This window comes from Pseudomonas sp. NY15435, from assembly GCF_048068295.1.
Lineage (GTDB): Bacteria > Pseudomonadota > Gammaproteobacteria > Pseudomonadales > Pseudomonadaceae > Pseudomonas.
The window spans coordinates 314109-330372 of record NZ_JBLUQA010000004.1; the positions used below are offsets into that span (position 1 = coordinate 314109).

14 protein-coding genes and 1 pseudogene are annotated in these 16264 nt (G+C 59.6%); 11 read left to right on the top strand and 4 right to left on the bottom strand.

Translation table 11 applies throughout. From position 1 onward, the window contains the following. Window positions 1-7 precede the first annotated feature (7 nt). The 7 genes and pseudogenes from ACNFH5_RS11740 to ACNFH5_RS11770 all read left to right on the top strand — a co-directional run bounded on the left by ACNFH5_RS11740 (window position 8) and on the right by ACNFH5_RS11770 (window position 6357). Window positions 8-781: an enoyl-CoA hydratase gene (locus tag ACNFH5_RS11740; RefSeq protein ID WP_416746135.1), complete on the top strand. Its 774-nt coding sequence runs from the start codon at window positions 8-10 to the stop codon at window positions 779-781. A 35-nt stretch (window positions 782-816) separates the two neighbouring features. Next, a complete protein-coding gene (gene mmsB, locus ACNFH5_RS11745) occupies window positions 817-1713 on the top strand; it encodes a 3-hydroxyisobutyrate dehydrogenase (RefSeq protein ID WP_416746137.1) in 897 nt (298 codons plus the stop codon). After that, a complete protein-coding gene (locus ACNFH5_RS11750; protein ID WP_416746139.1) occupies window positions 1710-2798 on the top strand; it encodes an enoyl-CoA hydratase/isomerase family protein in 1089 nt (362 codons plus the stop codon). The genes mmsB and ACNFH5_RS11750 overlap by 4 nt, the downstream gene beginning before the upstream one ends. 23 nt (window positions 2799-2821) lie before the next feature. Then, complete coding sequence (locus ACNFH5_RS11755; protein WP_416746141.1) at window positions 2822-3973, top strand: acyl-CoA dehydrogenase family protein; 1152 nt, start codon at window positions 2822-2824, stop codon at window positions 3971-3973. A gap of 157 nt (window positions 3974-4130) precedes the next feature. Further along, window positions 4131-4811: pseudogene (locus ACNFH5_RS11760) on the top strand (cache domain-containing protein); the annotation flags it as partial. A gap of 126 nt (window positions 4812-4937) precedes the next feature. After that, window positions 4938-5672 (top strand): methyl-accepting chemotaxis protein, encoded by a 735-nt coding sequence (locus ACNFH5_RS11765; RefSeq protein ID WP_416746461.1) that lies wholly within the window; start codon window positions 4938-4940, stop codon window positions 5670-5672. Window positions 5673-5724: 52 nt separating this feature from the next. Further along, window positions 5725-6357, top strand: a complete 633-nt coding sequence (locus ACNFH5_RS11770) for a TetR/AcrR family transcriptional regulator (protein ID WP_416746143.1) — start codon at window positions 5725-5727, stop codon at window positions 6355-6357. Window positions 6358-6751: 394 nt separating this feature from the next. On the opposite strand, the gene ACNFH5_RS11775 is transcribed toward ACNFH5_RS11770, so the two are convergent. The 3 genes from ACNFH5_RS11775 to ACNFH5_RS11785 are packed head-to-tail and all read right to left on the bottom strand — an operon-like array spanning window position 6752 to window position 9823. Then, on the bottom strand, window positions 6752-8125 hold the full coding sequence (locus tag ACNFH5_RS11775; protein ID WP_416746145.1) for an LLM class flavin-dependent oxidoreductase: 1374 nt from the start codon (window positions 8123-8125) through the stop codon (window positions 6752-6754). 43 nt (window positions 8126-8168) lie between these two features. Continuing rightward, complete coding sequence (locus ACNFH5_RS11780; protein ID WP_416746147.1) at window positions 8169-9008, bottom strand: amino acid ABC transporter permease; 840 nt, start codon at window positions 9006-9008, stop codon at window positions 8169-8171. After that, window positions 9005-9823 (bottom strand): transporter substrate-binding domain-containing protein, encoded by an 819-nt coding sequence (locus ACNFH5_RS11785; protein WP_416746149.1) that lies wholly within the window; start codon window positions 9821-9823, stop codon window positions 9005-9007. The genes ACNFH5_RS11780 and ACNFH5_RS11785 overlap by 4 nt, the downstream gene beginning before the upstream one ends. Window positions 9824-10367: 544 nt before the next feature. On the opposite strand from ACNFH5_RS11785, the gene ACNFH5_RS11790 reads away from it, so the two are divergent. The 4 genes from ACNFH5_RS11790 to ACNFH5_RS11805 all read left to right on the top strand — a co-directional run bounded on the left by ACNFH5_RS11790 (window position 10368) and on the right by ACNFH5_RS11805 (window position 13030). Beyond that, entirely contained in the window at window positions 10368-11492 is a 1125-nt protein-coding gene (locus ACNFH5_RS11790; RefSeq protein ID WP_416746150.1) for an alkene reductase, read from the top strand. A 112-nt stretch (window positions 11493-11604) separates the two neighbouring features. Next, on the top strand, window positions 11605-11910 hold the full coding sequence (locus tag ACNFH5_RS11795; RefSeq protein WP_416746152.1) for an ArsR/SmtB family transcription factor: 306 nt from the start codon (window positions 11605-11607) through the stop codon (window positions 11908-11910). 149 nt (window positions 11911-12059) lie between these two features. Then, window positions 12060-12563 (top strand): antitoxin Xre/MbcA/ParS toxin-binding domain-containing protein, encoded by a 504-nt coding sequence (locus ACNFH5_RS11800; protein ID WP_416746153.1) that lies wholly within the window; start codon window positions 12060-12062, stop codon window positions 12561-12563. Further along, window positions 12563-13030 (top strand): RES family NAD+ phosphorylase, encoded by a 468-nt coding sequence (locus tag ACNFH5_RS11805; protein ID WP_416746155.1) that lies wholly within the window; start codon window positions 12563-12565, stop codon window positions 13028-13030. Before ACNFH5_RS11800 ends, ACNFH5_RS11805 begins: the two co-directional genes overlap by 1 nt. A gap of 929 nt (window positions 13031-13959) precedes the next feature. Here the strand turns inward: ACNFH5_RS11805 and ACNFH5_RS11810 are convergent. Further along, window positions 13960-15582: a TnsD family Tn7-like transposition protein gene (locus tag ACNFH5_RS11810; RefSeq protein ID WP_416746157.1), complete on the bottom strand. Its 1623-nt coding sequence runs from the start codon at window positions 15580-15582 to the stop codon at window positions 13960-13962. Between the last annotated feature and the right edge of the window lie 682 nt (window positions 15583-16264).

Here is a 16264-nt window from a genome sequence, read left to right on the forward strand (position 1 = left end):
AGTCCCCATGGAATACGAAACCCTCCTGGTCTCCGTCCAGGAACGCGTCGGGCTGATCACGCTGAACAGACCCAAGGCGCTCAACGCCCTCAATTCGCAACTGATCACCGAGCTGAACCAGGCGCTCGATCGCCTGGAAGCCGATCCGGACATCGGGTGCTTGGTGATCACCGGCTCGGCCAAGGCCTTCGCCGCGGGTGCAGATATCAAGGAGATGGCCGACCTCGGCTTCCCGCAGATCTATCTCGATGATTTCTTCGCCGCCGCCGACCGCATCGCCGCCAGGCGCAAACCCCTGATCGCCGCGGTCGCTGGTTATGCCCTGGGAGGCGGCTGCGAACTGGCGCTGATGTGCGACTTCATCTACGCCGCCGAGAACGCCCGCTTTGGCCTTCCCGAGCTCACCCTGGGCGTGATCCCCGGCATTGGCGGCACGCAGCGTCTCACCCGCGCCCTCGGTAAATCGAAGGCGATGGAGCTCTGCCTGACCGGCCGCCAGCTCTCCGCCGAGGAAGCCGCCGGTGCCGGCCTGGTGGCACGCGTACTGCCTGCGGAGACGCTTCTGGAAGAGACCCTGGCCGTCGCCAGGAGCATCGCCGGCAAGTCCCTGCCGGCCGCAATGATGATCAAGGAATGCGTCAACCGCACCTTCGAAATGAGCCTGAACGAAGGGGTGCGTTTCGAGCGACGCTTGTTCCATTCCCTGTTTGCCAGCGCCGACCAGAAAGAAGGCATGAACGCCTTCACCCAAAAGCGTGCCCCCCAGTTCAAGCACCGCTGACTGACCTTTTCGGCCCACCTCAAGAGGACGCCACCATGCATATCGGATTCCTTGGCCTCGGCAACATGGGCGGCCCCATGGCCCGTAACCTGCTCAAGGCCGGTCATAGCCTCACAGTCTTCGACCCGTCGCTCCAGGCCACCACCGCACTCGTGGAACTCGGCGCCCGAACGGCCGCCAGCCCCGCCGAACTCGCCCGTGACGATGTCGACGCCATCGTCACCATGTTGCCGACCGCCGCACACGTGAAAGAGGTCTACCTGGGGACCCAAGGTCTCCTGGCCAACGTCAAGCCGGGCGCCCTGCTGATCGACAGCTCGACCATCGACCCGTTGAGCTCGCGCGAAGTGGCCAGACTGGCGACCGCCCAGGACAATCCCATGCTCGATGCGCCCGTCTCCGGCGGCACCGGCGGGGCGGCGGCCGGTACCCTGACGTTCATGGTGGGTGGCACGGCCAGCGCCTTCGACCAGGCCCAGCCTCTGCTCGCCGCCATGGGCAAGAACATCGTCCACTGTGGAGACAACGGCAACGGCCTTGTGGCGAAGATCGCCAACAACATGCTGCTGGGCATCTCCATGGTCGGCGTTGCCGAAGCCATGGCGCTGGGCCATGTCCTGGGCATGGACGCAAAAGTGCTGGCCGGCATCATCAATACGTCCAGCGGACGCTGCTGGAGCTCCGAGATCAACAACCCGTTCCCTGGCGTCGTGGAAAGCGCCCCGGCCTCGCGCGGCTACAGCGGTGGGTTCGGCACCGAACTGATGCTGAAGGATCTGGGCCTGGCCACCGAAGCCGCTCGGCATGCCAAGCAACCTGTGGTGCTGGGCGCGGCGGCACAGCAGCTCTACCAGACCTTCAGCCTGCAAGGCCACGGGAACCTGGACTTCTCCGCGATCATCAACCTGTTCAGCCGAGACGACCTGCAATGAGCGACCTCGATCCCTCCATCCTGGCCAGCGTGCGCAACCGGGTCGGTCACCTGACGTTGAACCGTCCGGACGGTCTCAATGCCCTGACCTTGCCGATGGTGCATCGCCTCCACCGCCACCTCTGGGCTTGGGAGTCGGACCCGGAAATCGTTGCCGTCGTGATTCGCGGGGCGGGCGAGAAGGCGTTCTGCGCCGGCGGCGACATTCGCATGCTCTACGACAGCCATCTGGCCGGCGACAACCAGCATGAAGTGTTCTTCGAAGACGAATACGCGCTGGACGAGTACATCCATCTCTATCCCAAACCGGTCATTGCCCTGATGGACGGTTTCGTCCTAGGTGGCGGCATGGGGCTGGCACAGGCCGCGTCGATGCGCGTGATCACGGGTAGCACGCGCATGGGAATGCCCGAGGTCGGTATCGGCTTCTTCCCGGATGTCGGTGGCAGCTATTTCCTTTCCCGCATGCCGGGACAACTGGGCACTTACCTGGGTGTCACAGGATGCCAGGTGCGCGCCACCGACGCTCTCTACTCGCGCCTGGCCGACTATTGCCTGCCCCGCGAATCCATCCAGCAGTTCGACCAGGCGCTGGACAACCTGAACTGGAGCTACGCCCCCCGCGAGACGCTCCACCAGATGCTCGCCGGCCTGGCCACCCCGAGGATGCCCGGATCGGAGCTGAAAGCCTTCCGCCCGGCCATCGACCGGCATTTCGCCCTGTCCGACATCCAGGCCATCCGTCGGTCGCTGCTGGAAGAAGATTGCCCAGAATTCCGCGACTGGGCAGAGGAAACCGTACAGGTCATGGACAGCCGCTCCCCCCTGGCCATGGCGGTGACGCTGGAACTTGTGCGCCAAGGCCGGCATCTGTCGCTGTCCGACTGTTTTAGCCTGGAACTGCACCTGGCTTGTCAGTGGTTCGACAAGGGCGACCTCATTGAAGGTATCCGCGCGCTGATCATCGACAAGGACAAGGCCCCCCGATGGAACCCGCCGAGCTTAGAGAACCTGACGCCCCAAAGGGTGGAGTCCTTCTTCGCCGGCTTCCGGTTCGAGTCTGACAAATCCATTCGTACAGCCTGACGGCATTCCGGGGAGCGCGCACGATGCACGACATTGAACTCACTGACGAACAACGCATGATCCGTGACATGGCGCGGGAATTCGCCCGGTCCGAGGTCGCCCCTCACGCCCAGGCCTGGGAAAAGGCCGGCTGGATCGACGATGAACTGGTCCGCCAGATGGGCGAATTGGGCCTGTTCGGCATGGTAGTGCCCGAACAATGGGGGGGCACCTATATCGACTACGTCGCCTATGCCCTGGCTGTGGAAGAGATTTCCGCCGGCGACGGCGCCCTTGGCGCTCTGATGAGCATTCACAACTCGGTCGGTTGCGGCCCGATTCTCAACTATGGGAGCGAGGCGCAAAAAGACCGCTGGCTTGCCGAGCTGGCGAGTGGCGAAGCCATCGGCTGCTTCTGCCTCACCGAGCCTCAGGCCGGGTCGGAAGCGCACAACCTGCGCACCCGCGCGGAACTCCAGGACGATCACTGGGTACTTAACGGCGCCAAGCAGTTTGTCAGCAACGGCAAGCGCGCCAGGCTCGCCATCGTGTTTGCCGTGACCGATCCAGCATTGGGCAAGAAAGGGCTTTCCGCGTTCCTGGTGCCGACGGATACGCCCGGTTTCGAGGTGGACCGTAGCGAACACAAGATGGGCATCAAGGCGTCTGATACCTGCGCCGTCACGCTGAACAATTGCGTGGTTCCGGCGGAGAACCTGCTGGGTCAGCGCGGCAAAGGGCTGGCCATCGCCCTTTCCAACCTGGAGGGCGGACGCATCGGCATCGCCGCGCAGGCCCTGGGTATTGCGCGCGCGGCCTTCGAAGCGGCGTTGGGTTACGCCCGCGAACGGGTGCAGTTCGGCAAGCCCATCATCGAGCACCAGAGCATCGGCAACCTGTTGGCTGATATGCATACCCGCCTCAACGCCGCGCGCCTGATGATTCTCCATGCCGCTCGCTTGAAGAGCGCAGGCCTCCCCTGCCTGTCGGAAGCTTCCCAGGCAAAGCTGTTCGCCTCGGAGATGGCTGAGCAGGTGTGCTCGAGCGCCATCCAGATCCACGGTGGCTACGGCTACCTGGAAGATTATCCGGTGGAGAAATATTACCGCGATGCGCGCATCACCCAGATCTACGAAGGTTCCAGCGAGGTGCAACGCCTGCTCATCGCGCGCGAGCTGAGCCGCTACACACTTTGAGTCCCCCCTTTTCCGGGCGCTTCCGCGGTCAGGGGCGCCCGGTTTTTTACTGCCACGGAGCAGCAACATGCCAGGCTTGCGAGTCATCCCCATCGGCTACCGCCTCTGGCTGATCCTGACCATCGCGTCGGTGACCCTGGTAGCTATCACCGGCCTGATGCTTCGCCAGAACCTCACCGACCTGCAGAACGCAAAGGCGCTGCAGACCCAACAAGTGGTCGAGACGGCCAGCAGCATCCTGCGCTACTACCACGATCAGGAGAGCGCGGGAAAATTGGGCAGGGAGCAGGCCCAGCGGCAGGCCATCGAGCTGATGCGCAGTCTGCGCTACAACGGCGGCTACTACTTCTGGCTGGAGGGGCTGGACACGCGCATGGTCATGCACCCCGACCCCAAGGTCGAAGGTCAGCTCATGGCCGGCACGCGCGACCCAGATGGCCGGAGGCCGTTCGACGAGATGGTTGAAGTCGCCAAGCACGAAGGCGGCGGCCTGCTCCGTTACCGCTGGCCACGGCCGGGATCGGACAGCCCCGTGCAGAAAGTGTCCTACGTCGAACTGTTCAAACCCTGGGGGTGGATCGTTGGCTCGGGAATCTATGTGGACGATGTCCACGCAGAGTTCCGCTCTCACGCCCTCGATTCGCTGGGCTTGCTGCTTATTGCAGGGCTGCTGCTGTGGGGTCTGGTTGTTCTGATTGGCCGCAGCATCGCCACTCCGCTGCAGCAGGCAGTTCAGGCCATGGCAAACATTGCCAGTGGTGACGCGGACCTCACCCGCCGCCTCGACGACCGGTGGCGCGACGAACTGAGCGCGCTGGGCAAGCACTTCAACGGCTTTACCGGGAAGCTCGGTGGCATCGTCAGTCTTTCCCGGGACACGGCCGACTCCGTCGACCAGGCCTCGCGATCCCTCGGCGAAATCGCAGGCGGGGCCCAGTTGCATAGTCAGCGGCAGTCGCAACAGATGGAACTGGTCGCGACGGCGGTCCAGCAGCTTTCCTATGCTGTACAGGAAGTGGCGAAGAACGCCGAGCATGCCGCTGACGAAGTGCGCGAAGCCGCCGAGCAGGCGCGACGAAGCCAGGACAACATCGACAACAGCGTGCGCCAGGTCAGCCAGCTCTCGGGCACCATAGACGTGGCGGTGGGTGCCATCCAATCCCTGGCCCACGAGAGCGTGCAGATAAGCACCGTGCTCGAGGTGATCCGCAACATAGCCCAGCAAACCAACCTGCTGGCCTTGAATGCCGCCATCGAGGCCGCGCGAGCGGGTGAGCAGGGACGCGGGTTTGCCGTCGTCGCCGATGAAGTCCGACTTCTGGCGCAGAGAACACAAAGCTCGACGGCCGAAGTTCAGAGCATGATCGAGCGTCTCCAGACCCAGTCGAGTGCGGCGGTACAAGTCATCCATGAAAGTAGCAAGGTGTCCGCGATGACCGTCGAGCAGGCTACCCTGGCGGGCAGGAGCCTGGAGCAGATAACGCAGTCCCTGAACACGCTGACCGACCTTAACGCATCAATCGCCAGCGCCACGTTGCAGCAGTCGCAGGTGGTGGATGACATCAACCAGAACGTAGCGCTGGCGGCCTCGCTGGCCGAAGACAGCGCCCTCGCCGCCCGAGACTCCCACGAGTCCAGTTGCCAGCTGGGGAAACTGGCCAACCAGCTGAACCAGACCCTAAAACAGTTCCGGGTTTAGGCCCTGCGGGCGCACCGCCAGACTTCCATCCGACGACGCCAGGTACGCCACCATGGGAAATCATCTCGCCAATGCCGCCCTCAGGCCCGAGCCTTCGCGCGTCGGTGTTGACCGACACGCCGAGGTTTTGCGCAAGGCCCTGGAGCTCTTTTCACAGCGGGGCTTCGCCCAGGTCAGCATGCGCGAGCTGGGAGCCAGCCTGGGCATTCGGGCAGGCTCTTTGTACCATCACATCGATAGCAAAGACGCGTTGCTGCACGAGTTGCTCGAGGACCTCTATTGCGAGCTACTGGCGCTGGCTGCCAACGTACAACGCCGCATAGCGGAGCCCTCCCTGCGATTGCACGCGCTCGTGGAGGCGCACCTGGAGCTCCATAGCTGCATGGCTGGGCAATTCCAGCTGGCCGAACACGATGTCGCTTACCTGTCGGACAACCATCGCAGCGCCATACTCGCGCTGCGACAGCGATATGAAGCTCACTATTTGATGTGGCTGGACCACATCGGCCATCCCTTGGATAACCGCGAACTGCGCAGCGTGGTCCGGGGCTTGGTCTCGATCCTCAATCAGCTTCCCTTGAAGCTCCTGACGCCTCAATCCACCACTAAGGCCCGCACGGTACTCCTGCGCAACATGGCCCTGGGCGCACTGTATGGCGCGGTGGGCACGCGCAAAAACAGCTAGCCCTCGTCGCACAGACACCACGGGGCCTAGACCAATGCCACGGAGCAAACATCACCGTGGAGCAGAACGAATAATGATTCCATGGCCATTCACCTGCATGGAGGACACGGGAATGCCGCACCATGTTTAAAACGTCGTAGTGACATCACAGTGAAATGGATCATTGGCCCGGTCACCACCAGGTACTGGGCCAATTTGCACAACTTGCCATCTAGGGTGATAACGGCACGGCCCCTTCTCTGGATTGTAATGATGTCGTCGCCACACTTCTCGTGGACTAGGGTCTTCGGGACCCTAGACCTGCATCTCGGAGAAGCGGTAGATGGTGGGGCCGGTTGTCACAGCGTTGCCGATGCTGCCGCACATCGGCAACCTGGAGCGTCGTCGCGCGACTTCATTCAAAGCGGAAGGAAGCACCGTAGGCACTCTGCGGCAGGCGATCGCTGCGATCGGCACGCAGGCGAGAACGGAAAGTCCCGCTTTGCGCAGTAGTGCGATAGAGGCCGCGCTTCTGCAGTTCGGGGATCACCAGCTCGGCGAAGTCATCGAAGGTGCCGGGACTGATCAGCGGATTGAGCATGTAGCCGCTCGTGCCGGAGAGGCGGGCGTGTTCTTCGATGCGGTCGGCCACCTGCTCAGGCGTGCCCACCAGAATCAGGTCGGTGCCACGGGTCACCTGGGCGAAGCGCTTGCGCACATCGCCGGCGGTGAGTGGCTGGCCGCTGCCGTCCGGGCGCATGACATAGGACGTCAGCCCCTGGGTCTCGGTGGTCAGCGGCTCGTTGTCGGCGTAGCGGTCGAGATCGATGCCGGTGTCCCCGGCATAGCTCACCAACTGCGCCTGCAGGTGATAGTTGCTTTGCAGTTGGTCGTACTTCTTCTGCGCCTCGATGGCCGTGCGGGCGGTGACGATGCGCAGCACCGTGAGCGATTTGATGTCGTCCTGGGTACGGCCACGTGCCTCGGCCTGGGACCAGATGTCTTCCAGGCCGGCGCGGATTTCTTCCGGACGCGACTTGGCGATGAAGATCAGTTCGGCATGCTTGGCCGCGAAGGCGCGGCCGCGCTCGGACCAGCCTGCCTGGATCAGCACCGGCGTGCGCTGGGGGGAGGGAGCGCAGAGATGCGCGCCCTGCACCCGGTAGTGCTCGCCGTGGTGCTCGATGGGGCGAACGCGGTCGCCACGGGCATAGGTCTGCCCGTGCTTGTCGGCCACCAGGGCGTCATCCGCCCAGCTGCCTTCCCAGAGCTTGTACACCACGTCGAGGAACTCCTCGGCGCGGGCGTAGCGGTCGCCATGGCGGATCATCTCATCGAGTCCGAAGTTGCGCGCCGCGCTGCTCAGGTAGGAGGTGACGACGTTCCAGCCGACGCGGCCGTTGCTCAGGTGGTCGAGGGTGCTCAGGCGCCGGGCGTGGCTGAACGGGTGTTCGTAGGTGGTGCTGATGGTCACGCCGAAGGCCAGGCGCTCGGTTACCGCCGCGAGCGCTGGCAGATGCAGCAGCGGGTCGTTGGCCGGTGCCTCGACCGCCCACTTCAGCGCGGCCTCATGGGAGCCGCCATAAACGTCATACAGACCGAGCACGTCGGCGAAGAACAGCATGTCGAGGTTGGCCTGCTCGGCACTGCGGGCCAGATCGGTCCAGTAGCCGAGGGTGTTGATACGCAGGCGCTCGTCGGCCGGGTGGGTCCAGAGGCTGGGCGCGCCGCCGCAGCCGACGCTGGCTTGTTCATAGAGGGCGAAGAGCAGGGGTTTGGGGTCGGACATCCGGATTTCCTGAAGAATGATGGTCGGAGGCGCGCGCGTATATTCAGCGGCGAGTGTCGTAGGCCCGGCTGTAATGGCGCTCCAGCCGGGCCTGGATCAGCTCCAGTCCGATGGACATCAGCCAGTAGAGCAGGGCGGCGGCACTGAGCAATTCGATGTAGCGGTAGGAGGCGCGGCCGTAGGACTGGGCGAGGAACATCACCTCCCAGACCCCCATCACCGAGACCAGCGACGAATCCTTGAGCATCGAGATGAACTGGTTGGTGGTCGGCGGAATGATGGTACGCATGGCCTGCGGCAGGACGATGCGCCAGAAGGTCAGGGTGCGGTTCATGCCCAGCGCCGCCGCGGCTTCGCGTTGCCCCTGCGGCACGCCGATGATGCCGGCGCGGAAGATTTCGCTCAGGTAGGCGCCGTAGTTGAGCGACAGCGCCAGGATGCCTGCGCTGATGGCACCTGGAACCACACCCAGCTGGGGCAGGCCCAGGTAGATCAGCAGGATCTGGATCAGCAGCGGCGTCCCGCGGAAGAAGGACGCATAGAAGCTGGCCACGCCGAAGGCGACGGCGCTGCTCGACATCCGGCCCAACGCCGTTACGAAACCTAGCAGCAATGAGACCCAGATCGAGCAGAAGCTGAGGAACAGCGTCAGCGCCGCCCCCTGCAGGAAGCCGTTGGGCGCGAGGTTGATGCCCACCAGGTTGCGCCACTTGTCGAGGATGATTGCCAGCTTCAGGTCGAAGCTGAGGAAAAACGCCACGCACAGGAGCAGCATGACCGCCCAGGTCAGGTACAGTCGGGTACGGAAGCCGAACAGGCGCGCCAGCAGGGGCTCTGCCGGCGCGTCGCGCAGTCTGGAGGGGGGATTCTGGAACGCGCTCATCGGGTGATGTCTGAACCGATCCATTTATTCGAGATGCGGGCGAGCGTGCCGTCCTGGCGCAGCTGGCCGATGATCTCGGTGATCTTGGCGTTCCACTGCGGGTCGCCTTTCTCGATGGCCACCACGTTGGGCTCGCCATAGAGCGGCTGGCCGACGATCTTGAAGCGCGGGTCCTGGGCGATTCGCTCGCGTGCCGTCACCAGGTTGGTGACCATGGCGTCCAGGCGCACGCCGCTACCCAGGGCGAGGTCCTGGAAGGCGACGGTCTCGTTGTCGTAAGGCGCGATCTCGACCTGCTCGAAGGGGTAGCTCAGCGGCTTGTCTTCCGCGCCCTCGATGACCAGGTCCTTGCGCAGGTAACTCTCGTAGGTCGAAGCGCTGATCACGCCGACTTTCTTGCCGTCTAGGTCCTTGGCCGAGGCAATGCGCGAGTCCTTGGCAATGACCACGATCACTGCCGGGGACTCGTAGTACTTCACCGGGAAATCGAAGACCTGGGCGCGCGCCTGGCTGGGGGTCATGGAGCAGACGCACACGTCGTATCGGCCGCTCCAGTGGCCGGCGGCGATCACGTCCCAGGACGGCGTTTCCAGGCGTAGCTTGACGCCCAGGCGCTCCGCCACGGCCTTGGCGATGTCGACGTCGAAGCCATCGAGCTGGTTCTGGGCATTGAGGAAGGAAAATGGCGGGTAGTTTTCCATCAGCACGCCTACCAGTTCACCCTGGTGCTGGACGCGATCGAGAGTAGTGCCTGCGAAGGCGGATGCGCAGCTGGCGGCCAGCGCCAGGCCGATAACGGGGAGGGAGAGTTTCAAAACGGGCTCCGGAATGGACGGGAATCGATAAAGATTAAAACGACATAAGAAATATTTTTCTAATATCGTTATGGAATTTATCGCTCCATTCGAGCTATATCGTTTTCGTGATGGCCGCGGCGGAGTAGCCGGCAAATTTAATGGCTACCGATAGCTAGCACCTAATAGATTTGCCGTAAAATCTAGATATTGACATATCTAGATATCGGAAATAGTATTCCTGACGCGCCGCCATGTATCCGGCAGGTGCCCCATGTAACGGCTCGGATTACATCCTGGCTGTTGTGGTTTGGCCTCATCAGTTTAATTGAGGGCTGGGCGTATTGCTTGCAGTGAGAAGCGGTAGCTTTTGGTCGATACTTGTCACCTTGCAGCTGCATGAGGGCCGATGCTGGACGGGACCTTAAGTGTCATTCTTGGTGCTTACAGCTAGAAGCAGATTTCTACCTCAGCCGCAACGAGATACCGTCACGTGTAGTTTTGATCCGAATATTCCAAATTTCGCTCCATTAATCTAATATTCTAGATATCCAGGTATACGAATATGAAGGATTCTGAACTCTTCAAGTCCGCCCAGCTGGGCCCGTACACGCTCAAGAACCGCATTGTCTTGCCACCGTTGACTCGCTCGCGCAGCTCTCAGCCAGGAAACATTCCAAACGAACTGATGGCGACCTATTACTGCCAGCGCACCGGGGCAGGTTTCATGGTCACTGAAGGCACTCAGATCGAGCCCAGAGGTCAAGGCTACGCTTGGACGCCTGGCATCCACAGTGCTGAGCAGATCGAGGGATGGCGCAAAGTTACTGACGCAGTTCATGCCGAAGGCGGCGTTATTTTTGCCCAACTCTGGCACGTTGGGCGGGTATCGCACACCACACTGCAACCCAGAGGCGATGCTCCTGTCGCGCCTTCAGCAATCAGAGCAGAAAACGTCAAGGTCTTTATCGAAACCGGTCCTGGCATCGGCGCGCTGGCCGAACCTTCTGTGCCGCGTGCACTTACGATTGAAGAAGTTAGGGAGCTCGTTCAGCATTATGCGCAAGCTGCGCGCAACGCTTTGGAGGCTGGCTTCGACGGGGTCGAACTGCACTGCGCGAACGGCTATCTCGTAAACCAGTTCATTTCTGCACATACCAATCGTCGAGACGACGAATACGGTGGCTCACTGCAAAATCGCCTGCGCTTCTTGCGCGAGATTACCATGGCCGTTGCTGAAGTTATTGGCAAGGATCGTATGGGCGTGCGTTTCGCTCCGCTGTTCGCCACCACCGATGAAGACCGCGTCTATCTTGGCTTGGTCGAGGAGGATCCTCATCAGACTTACATTGAGGCTGTGAAGGTTTTGGAGGAAGTCGGCATCGCTTATCTATCGCTCGCTGAGGCCGATTGGGATAACGCTCCCGAGTTGCCGGAGACATTCAGGGAAGCTGTTCGTGAAGCGTTTAGCGGTAAGATTCTCTACGCGGGTAAATACACGGCAGAGCGCGGTAATCGGGTAATCCAAGCGGGCTGGGGGGATCTCATTGCGTTTGGCCGCCCGTTCATCGCCAATCCGGATCTGCCAATGCGCATCGCTAACAACTGGCCTCTAAATCCGGTCGATCCGACGAGCATGTACGGCGGAACGGACAAAGGCTATACAGACTACCCGAGATATCGTCCGTGAATGAGCGCGGCAGCGCCCCTCTGGGGGCGCTGCCGCGCCCCAAGGCCTTTCAATTTCACTAAGGAACGAACAAGCTATAGCCATATCGCGAAAATTAGGTATCGCAAAATCTATGAGCATCGACGTGAACGAGGCCTTGAAGGCTCTGGCGAATCCAATGCGACTTGCCATTCTGAACTGGCTCAAAGATCCCCGGACAAGCTTTCCTGAGCAGGAAGTAGACCCAGAATCGGTAGGTGTGTGTGTGAGCATCATCCAAGAGCGTACCGGGCTTTCTCAATCCACTACTTCCCTCTACTTGGCTTCCTTGCAGCGCGCGCAGCTTGTGACTTCGCAGCGAATTGGACCTTGGACCTATTACAAACGCAATGATGAAAATATCGCGGCTTTCTTTAAGGGGCTGCAGGAAAAAATTTGAGGGGCCCGACGTCGAGGGCACCTTAGTTCAGGTTGGTGGCATGGCCCCTATCCCGGAGGGGTTAGAGCGGCGCTGGAGGAACGCGCCCATATCCCGTTCACATACTCCTGAGATGCTTATCTCTTTGAAAGGTGGTGTGGCATCATCAAATGACGTTCCAAAATTTGTCATTTGAGGTGATGGATATGAACCCTTCGATTGAGTTGACGGCTGCGCCGGGGAAGCGCGAGCGGGAGGGCTATGAAGCTTTCTACCGTTTGGCGCATAGCCTGAGCGAGAAGTCCGAAGCGGATCGCATAGAGGCCATGTCGGCGGGCTTCAAGACGCAATGGCTGTTTGCGGTGCAGCGTGCCTTTGACGTCAACAAGATTGGCTTAGCCAGGCTGTTTGAGGTTTCGCCCTCAACGATCGACCGTACCGTTAAGGGGGGACGCACGCTTGGTGTTGTGGCGTCAGAGCGTCTGGACAGGTTAGCGGAGGTCTCGGTGCTGGCCGAGTCGGTGTTCGAGGACAAGGGCGTGGCTACGCGCTGGATGGTGACACCTAACAGTGCGCTGGGGGGCTCAACACCGTTTCAGCGTTGCCTGACCGAGCTCGGCGCCCGCCAGGTTCGGCGAATTCTGCATGCCATCGAATGGGGCGGTGTGGCCTGATGCGGGCTTGGCGGATCTGCAAGGCATCGCGGGCAAATGACCTATCTGGCATAGGAGCGGGAATCGAAGGCGGGCGTTGGAACGAGCAACAGGTGGATGCGGTTTACATGGGGTTGTCCCCGGCTATCTGCGTCCTGGAGACCTTTGTTCATCAGAACGGGCCGCCCTTGATTCCGATGACGATTACGGAATGGGCTCTGCCGGATGATGAGGATCTGTATTGGAAGCCTAATCAGGCAGAGCTACCTGTAGGGTGGAATGCGCTTCCAGCTGATACGCCCAGTATGTCCTCTAGTACCCAGTGGTTGCGCCAAGGGGACCATCTGGGTCTGATCGTGCCTTCGGCGGTGATGCCGCTTGAGCGAAACATTGTGCTTAACCCGAGGCATCCGGCGATCAAACAGGTGGCTGCCACCAGGCAGGAAACATTCGTATATGACGCCAAGATGTTTACGCTGAAGAAGTGATGGGTTGCAAATTCGTCGCGTCTCAAAGTGTGGTTCAGCGAGAAAAACCTTGGACTCGGCGTTCCGATGATGCGGGCAATCGACGAGGGCTTGGCGAATTCTCGAATCGGGCTTGTGTTGGTCACCCCTGCGCTTCTGGCCCGCATTTCCAAAGTAAGCGTCGCTGACAAGGAGCTTTCCACACTTCTGGCAGGAAACCGGCTCATTCCCATTGTGCATACCACGACGTATGAAGCTCTCCGCAATGTCAGCCCCATGCTCGCCTCCCGAAGCGGTCTAGATACCGCGGAGGACTCAATGGCAGTCAGGGCCTCAGCTACTTCGATGGAGAGATCCGGGGAGTACCGGTTGAAGTTCTCGGCTGTATATAGGTCGAGCCGGTCAATTTCGAACGCTGGTGGTGTCCCGGCAAACAGGCTCCCCCCATTCTGGAGCATCCGCTAGGGCAGCGCTTGCTGCCTCTCTTGAGCGCCCTCAACTGCCGGGGCCGACCTGCCACGACCGGAGGAAGCCGGCTGAAGACTTGCCTAATTCTGTCTTTCCTTAGCTCAAATCCCTTGTTTAGCTGTACAGCTAAACAAGGGATTTGAGCTAAGGAAAAGGCTGTGCTGGCTCGGAGCGAACACTCCTCATTGGACATAGGCTCTATCGCCTCGCGGGGGGAAGTTTTACATTGCTCCTCGCGCCCACCATTGCCCAAGTTCTGTTCGAATGGTTCAGGACGGGAGAAGATGCTCGCCGAAGCATTCGCGCTTTTTCCAACACCTCGGCATCATGATTTACGATCGCTTAAATCCCAAGCTTCTCCATGGACTTTCGTACTCAGCATCGGTGAAGGTGACTGATCCATTAGGGCGGATAACGGGATTTTTATATCCGCAAGGCTCGGACGCCGTCTTCAGACTTCCCCAAACTAATGAAGGGGAGAGCTATCGGCGCTGCTTTATTTTGTGTAGGAGTGCGCGTGTGCGTGGGTATTGGTCACGCTTTTGTAAGCAGCTCGATAGTGTCGGGCTTAGTGTGAAAATGTCTTTGATGCCCCGCTCACTATTTTTATCACAGAAAAGTGTTTGTTGAAGTGCGGCGAAAATGGTTGCTTCGAGTGCTTGGTCTCTCAGCTCCCAATCGATATTTGAGTTATTTCCGATTCGTCCAGTGGGGAGTCTGGTTGTTTCCTGGAGCAACCAAGCTTTGTCATTACGGTAAAGCCAAGCATAGAGTTTGGGGTTTTCAGTGCGAATTACTTTAGTGCTTGAGTCGGGGTGTCTATCAATTAGAGACATCCAGTCATTCCGATGCTCCAACAACCTCTTCCTGAGTGTGGCTTCTACCCAAGCCTGCTTTATCGCAGGCTCAGCTCTAAGTAGTTTATTGACCGTCGATATGGTGATCTTAAATTGAGCACAGACATCATCTTTCGGCACGCCTTGACCAAGCAGCTTCAGTATTTCGGCACGGACGGGATATTTGAGAACTTTCGGCCTGAGCATGCGGGGGGAGGCGCTGTCGGACTCAGTAAGTCTCGCCAAGGGTCTGTTCCGATCGAGCGCTTCCGTAGGGGGAGATGTCGCCCGCTCCCAGCACGCCTCTTCACGATCATAGGCCTCAATGAAGGAGCTGACCTGCCCGAACAGCCAAGTGATCATTACCAGATGCTTGAGTGGATGGCTGTGGCCATGAGGGCTTCTGATGAGCTGCCCAATGTACGAACAGGCCTTCTGTGCGGTGTTAGGTAGTGATGTGAGCGGATGGTAAGGCTGAAGCAGCGCGGCATACTCCGCGAGCGCGGGGGCTGCTTTTTGCGAGACGGAGTTGCGAAATCCCATTTCTCGAAGGGCGTTGCGGTAAACCGATGTCACAACCAGTGGATCAAAGGACTTACAGGTCCCGACAGCAGCAAGGTCCAAGATTGACGTGGCGAATTGAAGAAGCGCCTGCTGAGCAATGGATTCAACTGCGTCTGGCCAGGACGTCAGCATTGTTTTCTCTGGTAAGGCCCACTGGAAACGCCCCGACCATTCCCGATTGCGAGTACTTTCCTGAAGCCTCAACTTGTGAGTTGGGCAAACAATTACGCCCGGGTACTGGTGGGCAAGATGCCAGTAAGCAACCCCATGAGCGCCTGCATCAGCCTCCATACAGGCACTGCAGGCTTTTAATGGGTGCTCCGCGCCAAAGCGCCCAGTTAATAATCCGAGTCGGTACTTGATTGATCCAAGTTGAGGACCTTTCACCGCTGCCATGACTGCCTGTACATGCTCCTTTGATTGGAACGGGAAGAATAGCGGGAGGATGGTATGCCGACAGATGATCGAGTCGGAGTCACCTAGTGCCGAAGATATATTGCACGGCAGTGTATCCAGGCTGTGTGGAAAATCGTGCGCGATCGTGATGCCCGCGGAGCCGAATAGCATTCGAGAGGTAGCGGCCGTCTTAATGTTTCCCCAGATAACGTGCAGACGACTGCAGAGACTGAAGAATGTCTCATCCTCCAGCCATCTTAAGGTTACTGCTGAGAGATTAGCTGTCTCTTTGTTTGGGGGTGGGTGCATAAATCAAGCTCCGGATGCAGGAGGTGATTTATAGCGGTAAAAGCTAAATACGTGAAGGGATATAAAGATCCAAAAGGCGGGCTCTTAATTATTTATTGGTCTCAGAATGTATTGATATAAGAGGGGTGGTGATTGGGAAGAGCGGTCTATTTGTAGGATATTGAGACGCTAGTTATCAATTTGGCACCATGGTGCCGCCTCTCAAGGCGCACTTTTGCAAGGCTTTTTTAGTTGTCAGTAGGCATTTTCTGGCGGTAACATGGCTAGCTTGGTCATGCAGTAAGAGTATTGCCAAGTAGATGCTGCGAGGGTGGAAATATCCCTCCAGAGGGTCGAGAGGGTTGCATTGACTAACTCGGGCGGGCTTAGCGAGTGAATATAAGAGGTGGTTATATGGCGTCTAGCTAGATGCATGGAGCTAGGAGTCAGATAGACAAAGGCCCAAGTGCTACCTTGGGCCTCTGTTGGATTAGTCAGATTTGACTGCCTGACGAATCCATTGTCTATCCGCATCATGCGGGACGTCAAGTCCCGCACGGCTCCGTTCATCCTCAGAAAAAGCTTAATCGCGAACGGCGAGCCTTAAGTGTGCTCGCTTGTGGAGGAAGGGCTTCGTTCATGCGTTGGCCATTCGTAGTAATGGCTGTGCGCTGGACGACCGAATGACAATGGAGCTCCTGTG

Excerpts from the sequence above, each read along its gene's own strand:
- ACNFH5_RS11765 (WP_416746461.1), top strand. The coding sequence starts at position 4,938 with ATGGAACTGGTCGCGACGGCGGTCCAGCAGCTTTCCTATGCTGTACAG.
- ACNFH5_RS11750 (WP_416746139.1), top strand. The coding sequence starts at position 1,710 with ATGAGCGACCTCGATCCCTCCATCCTGGCCAGCGTGCGCAACCGGGTC.
- ACNFH5_RS11770 (WP_416746143.1), top strand. The coding sequence starts at position 5,725 with ATGGGAAATCATCTCGCCAATGCCGCCCTCAGGCCCGAGCCTTCGCGC.
- ACNFH5_RS11780 (WP_416746147.1), bottom strand. The coding sequence starts at position 9,008 with ATGAGCGCGTTCCAGAATCCCCCCTCCAGACTGCGCGACGCGCCGGCA.
- ACNFH5_RS11790 (WP_416746150.1), top strand. The coding sequence starts at position 10,368 with ATGAAGGATTCTGAACTCTTCAAGTCCGCCCAGCTGGGCCCGTACACG.
- ACNFH5_RS11810 (WP_416746157.1), bottom strand. The coding sequence starts at position 15,582 with ATGCACCCACCCCCAAACAAAGAGACAGCTAATCTCTCAGCAGTAACC.
- ACNFH5_RS11795 (WP_416746152.1), top strand. The coding sequence starts at position 11,605 with ATGAGCATCGACGTGAACGAGGCCTTGAAGGCTCTGGCGAATCCAATG.
- ACNFH5_RS11805 (WP_416746155.1), top strand. The coding sequence starts at position 12,563 with ATGCGGGCTTGGCGGATCTGCAAGGCATCGCGGGCAAATGACCTATCT.
- ACNFH5_RS11755 (WP_416746141.1), top strand. The coding sequence starts at position 2,822 with ATGCACGACATTGAACTCACTGACGAACAACGCATGATCCGTGACATG.
- mmsB (WP_416746137.1), top strand. The coding sequence starts at position 817 with ATGCATATCGGATTCCTTGGCCTCGGCAACATGGGCGGCCCCATGGCC.
- ACNFH5_RS11800 (WP_416746153.1), top strand. The coding sequence starts at position 12,060 with ATGACGTTCCAAAATTTGTCATTTGAGGTGATGGATATGAACCCTTCG.
- ACNFH5_RS11740 (WP_416746135.1), top strand. The coding sequence starts at position 8 with ATGGAATACGAAACCCTCCTGGTCTCCGTCCAGGAACGCGTCGGGCTG.
- ACNFH5_RS11775 (WP_416746145.1), bottom strand. The coding sequence starts at position 8,125 with ATGTCCGACCCCAAACCCCTGCTCTTCGCCCTCTATGAACAAGCCAGC.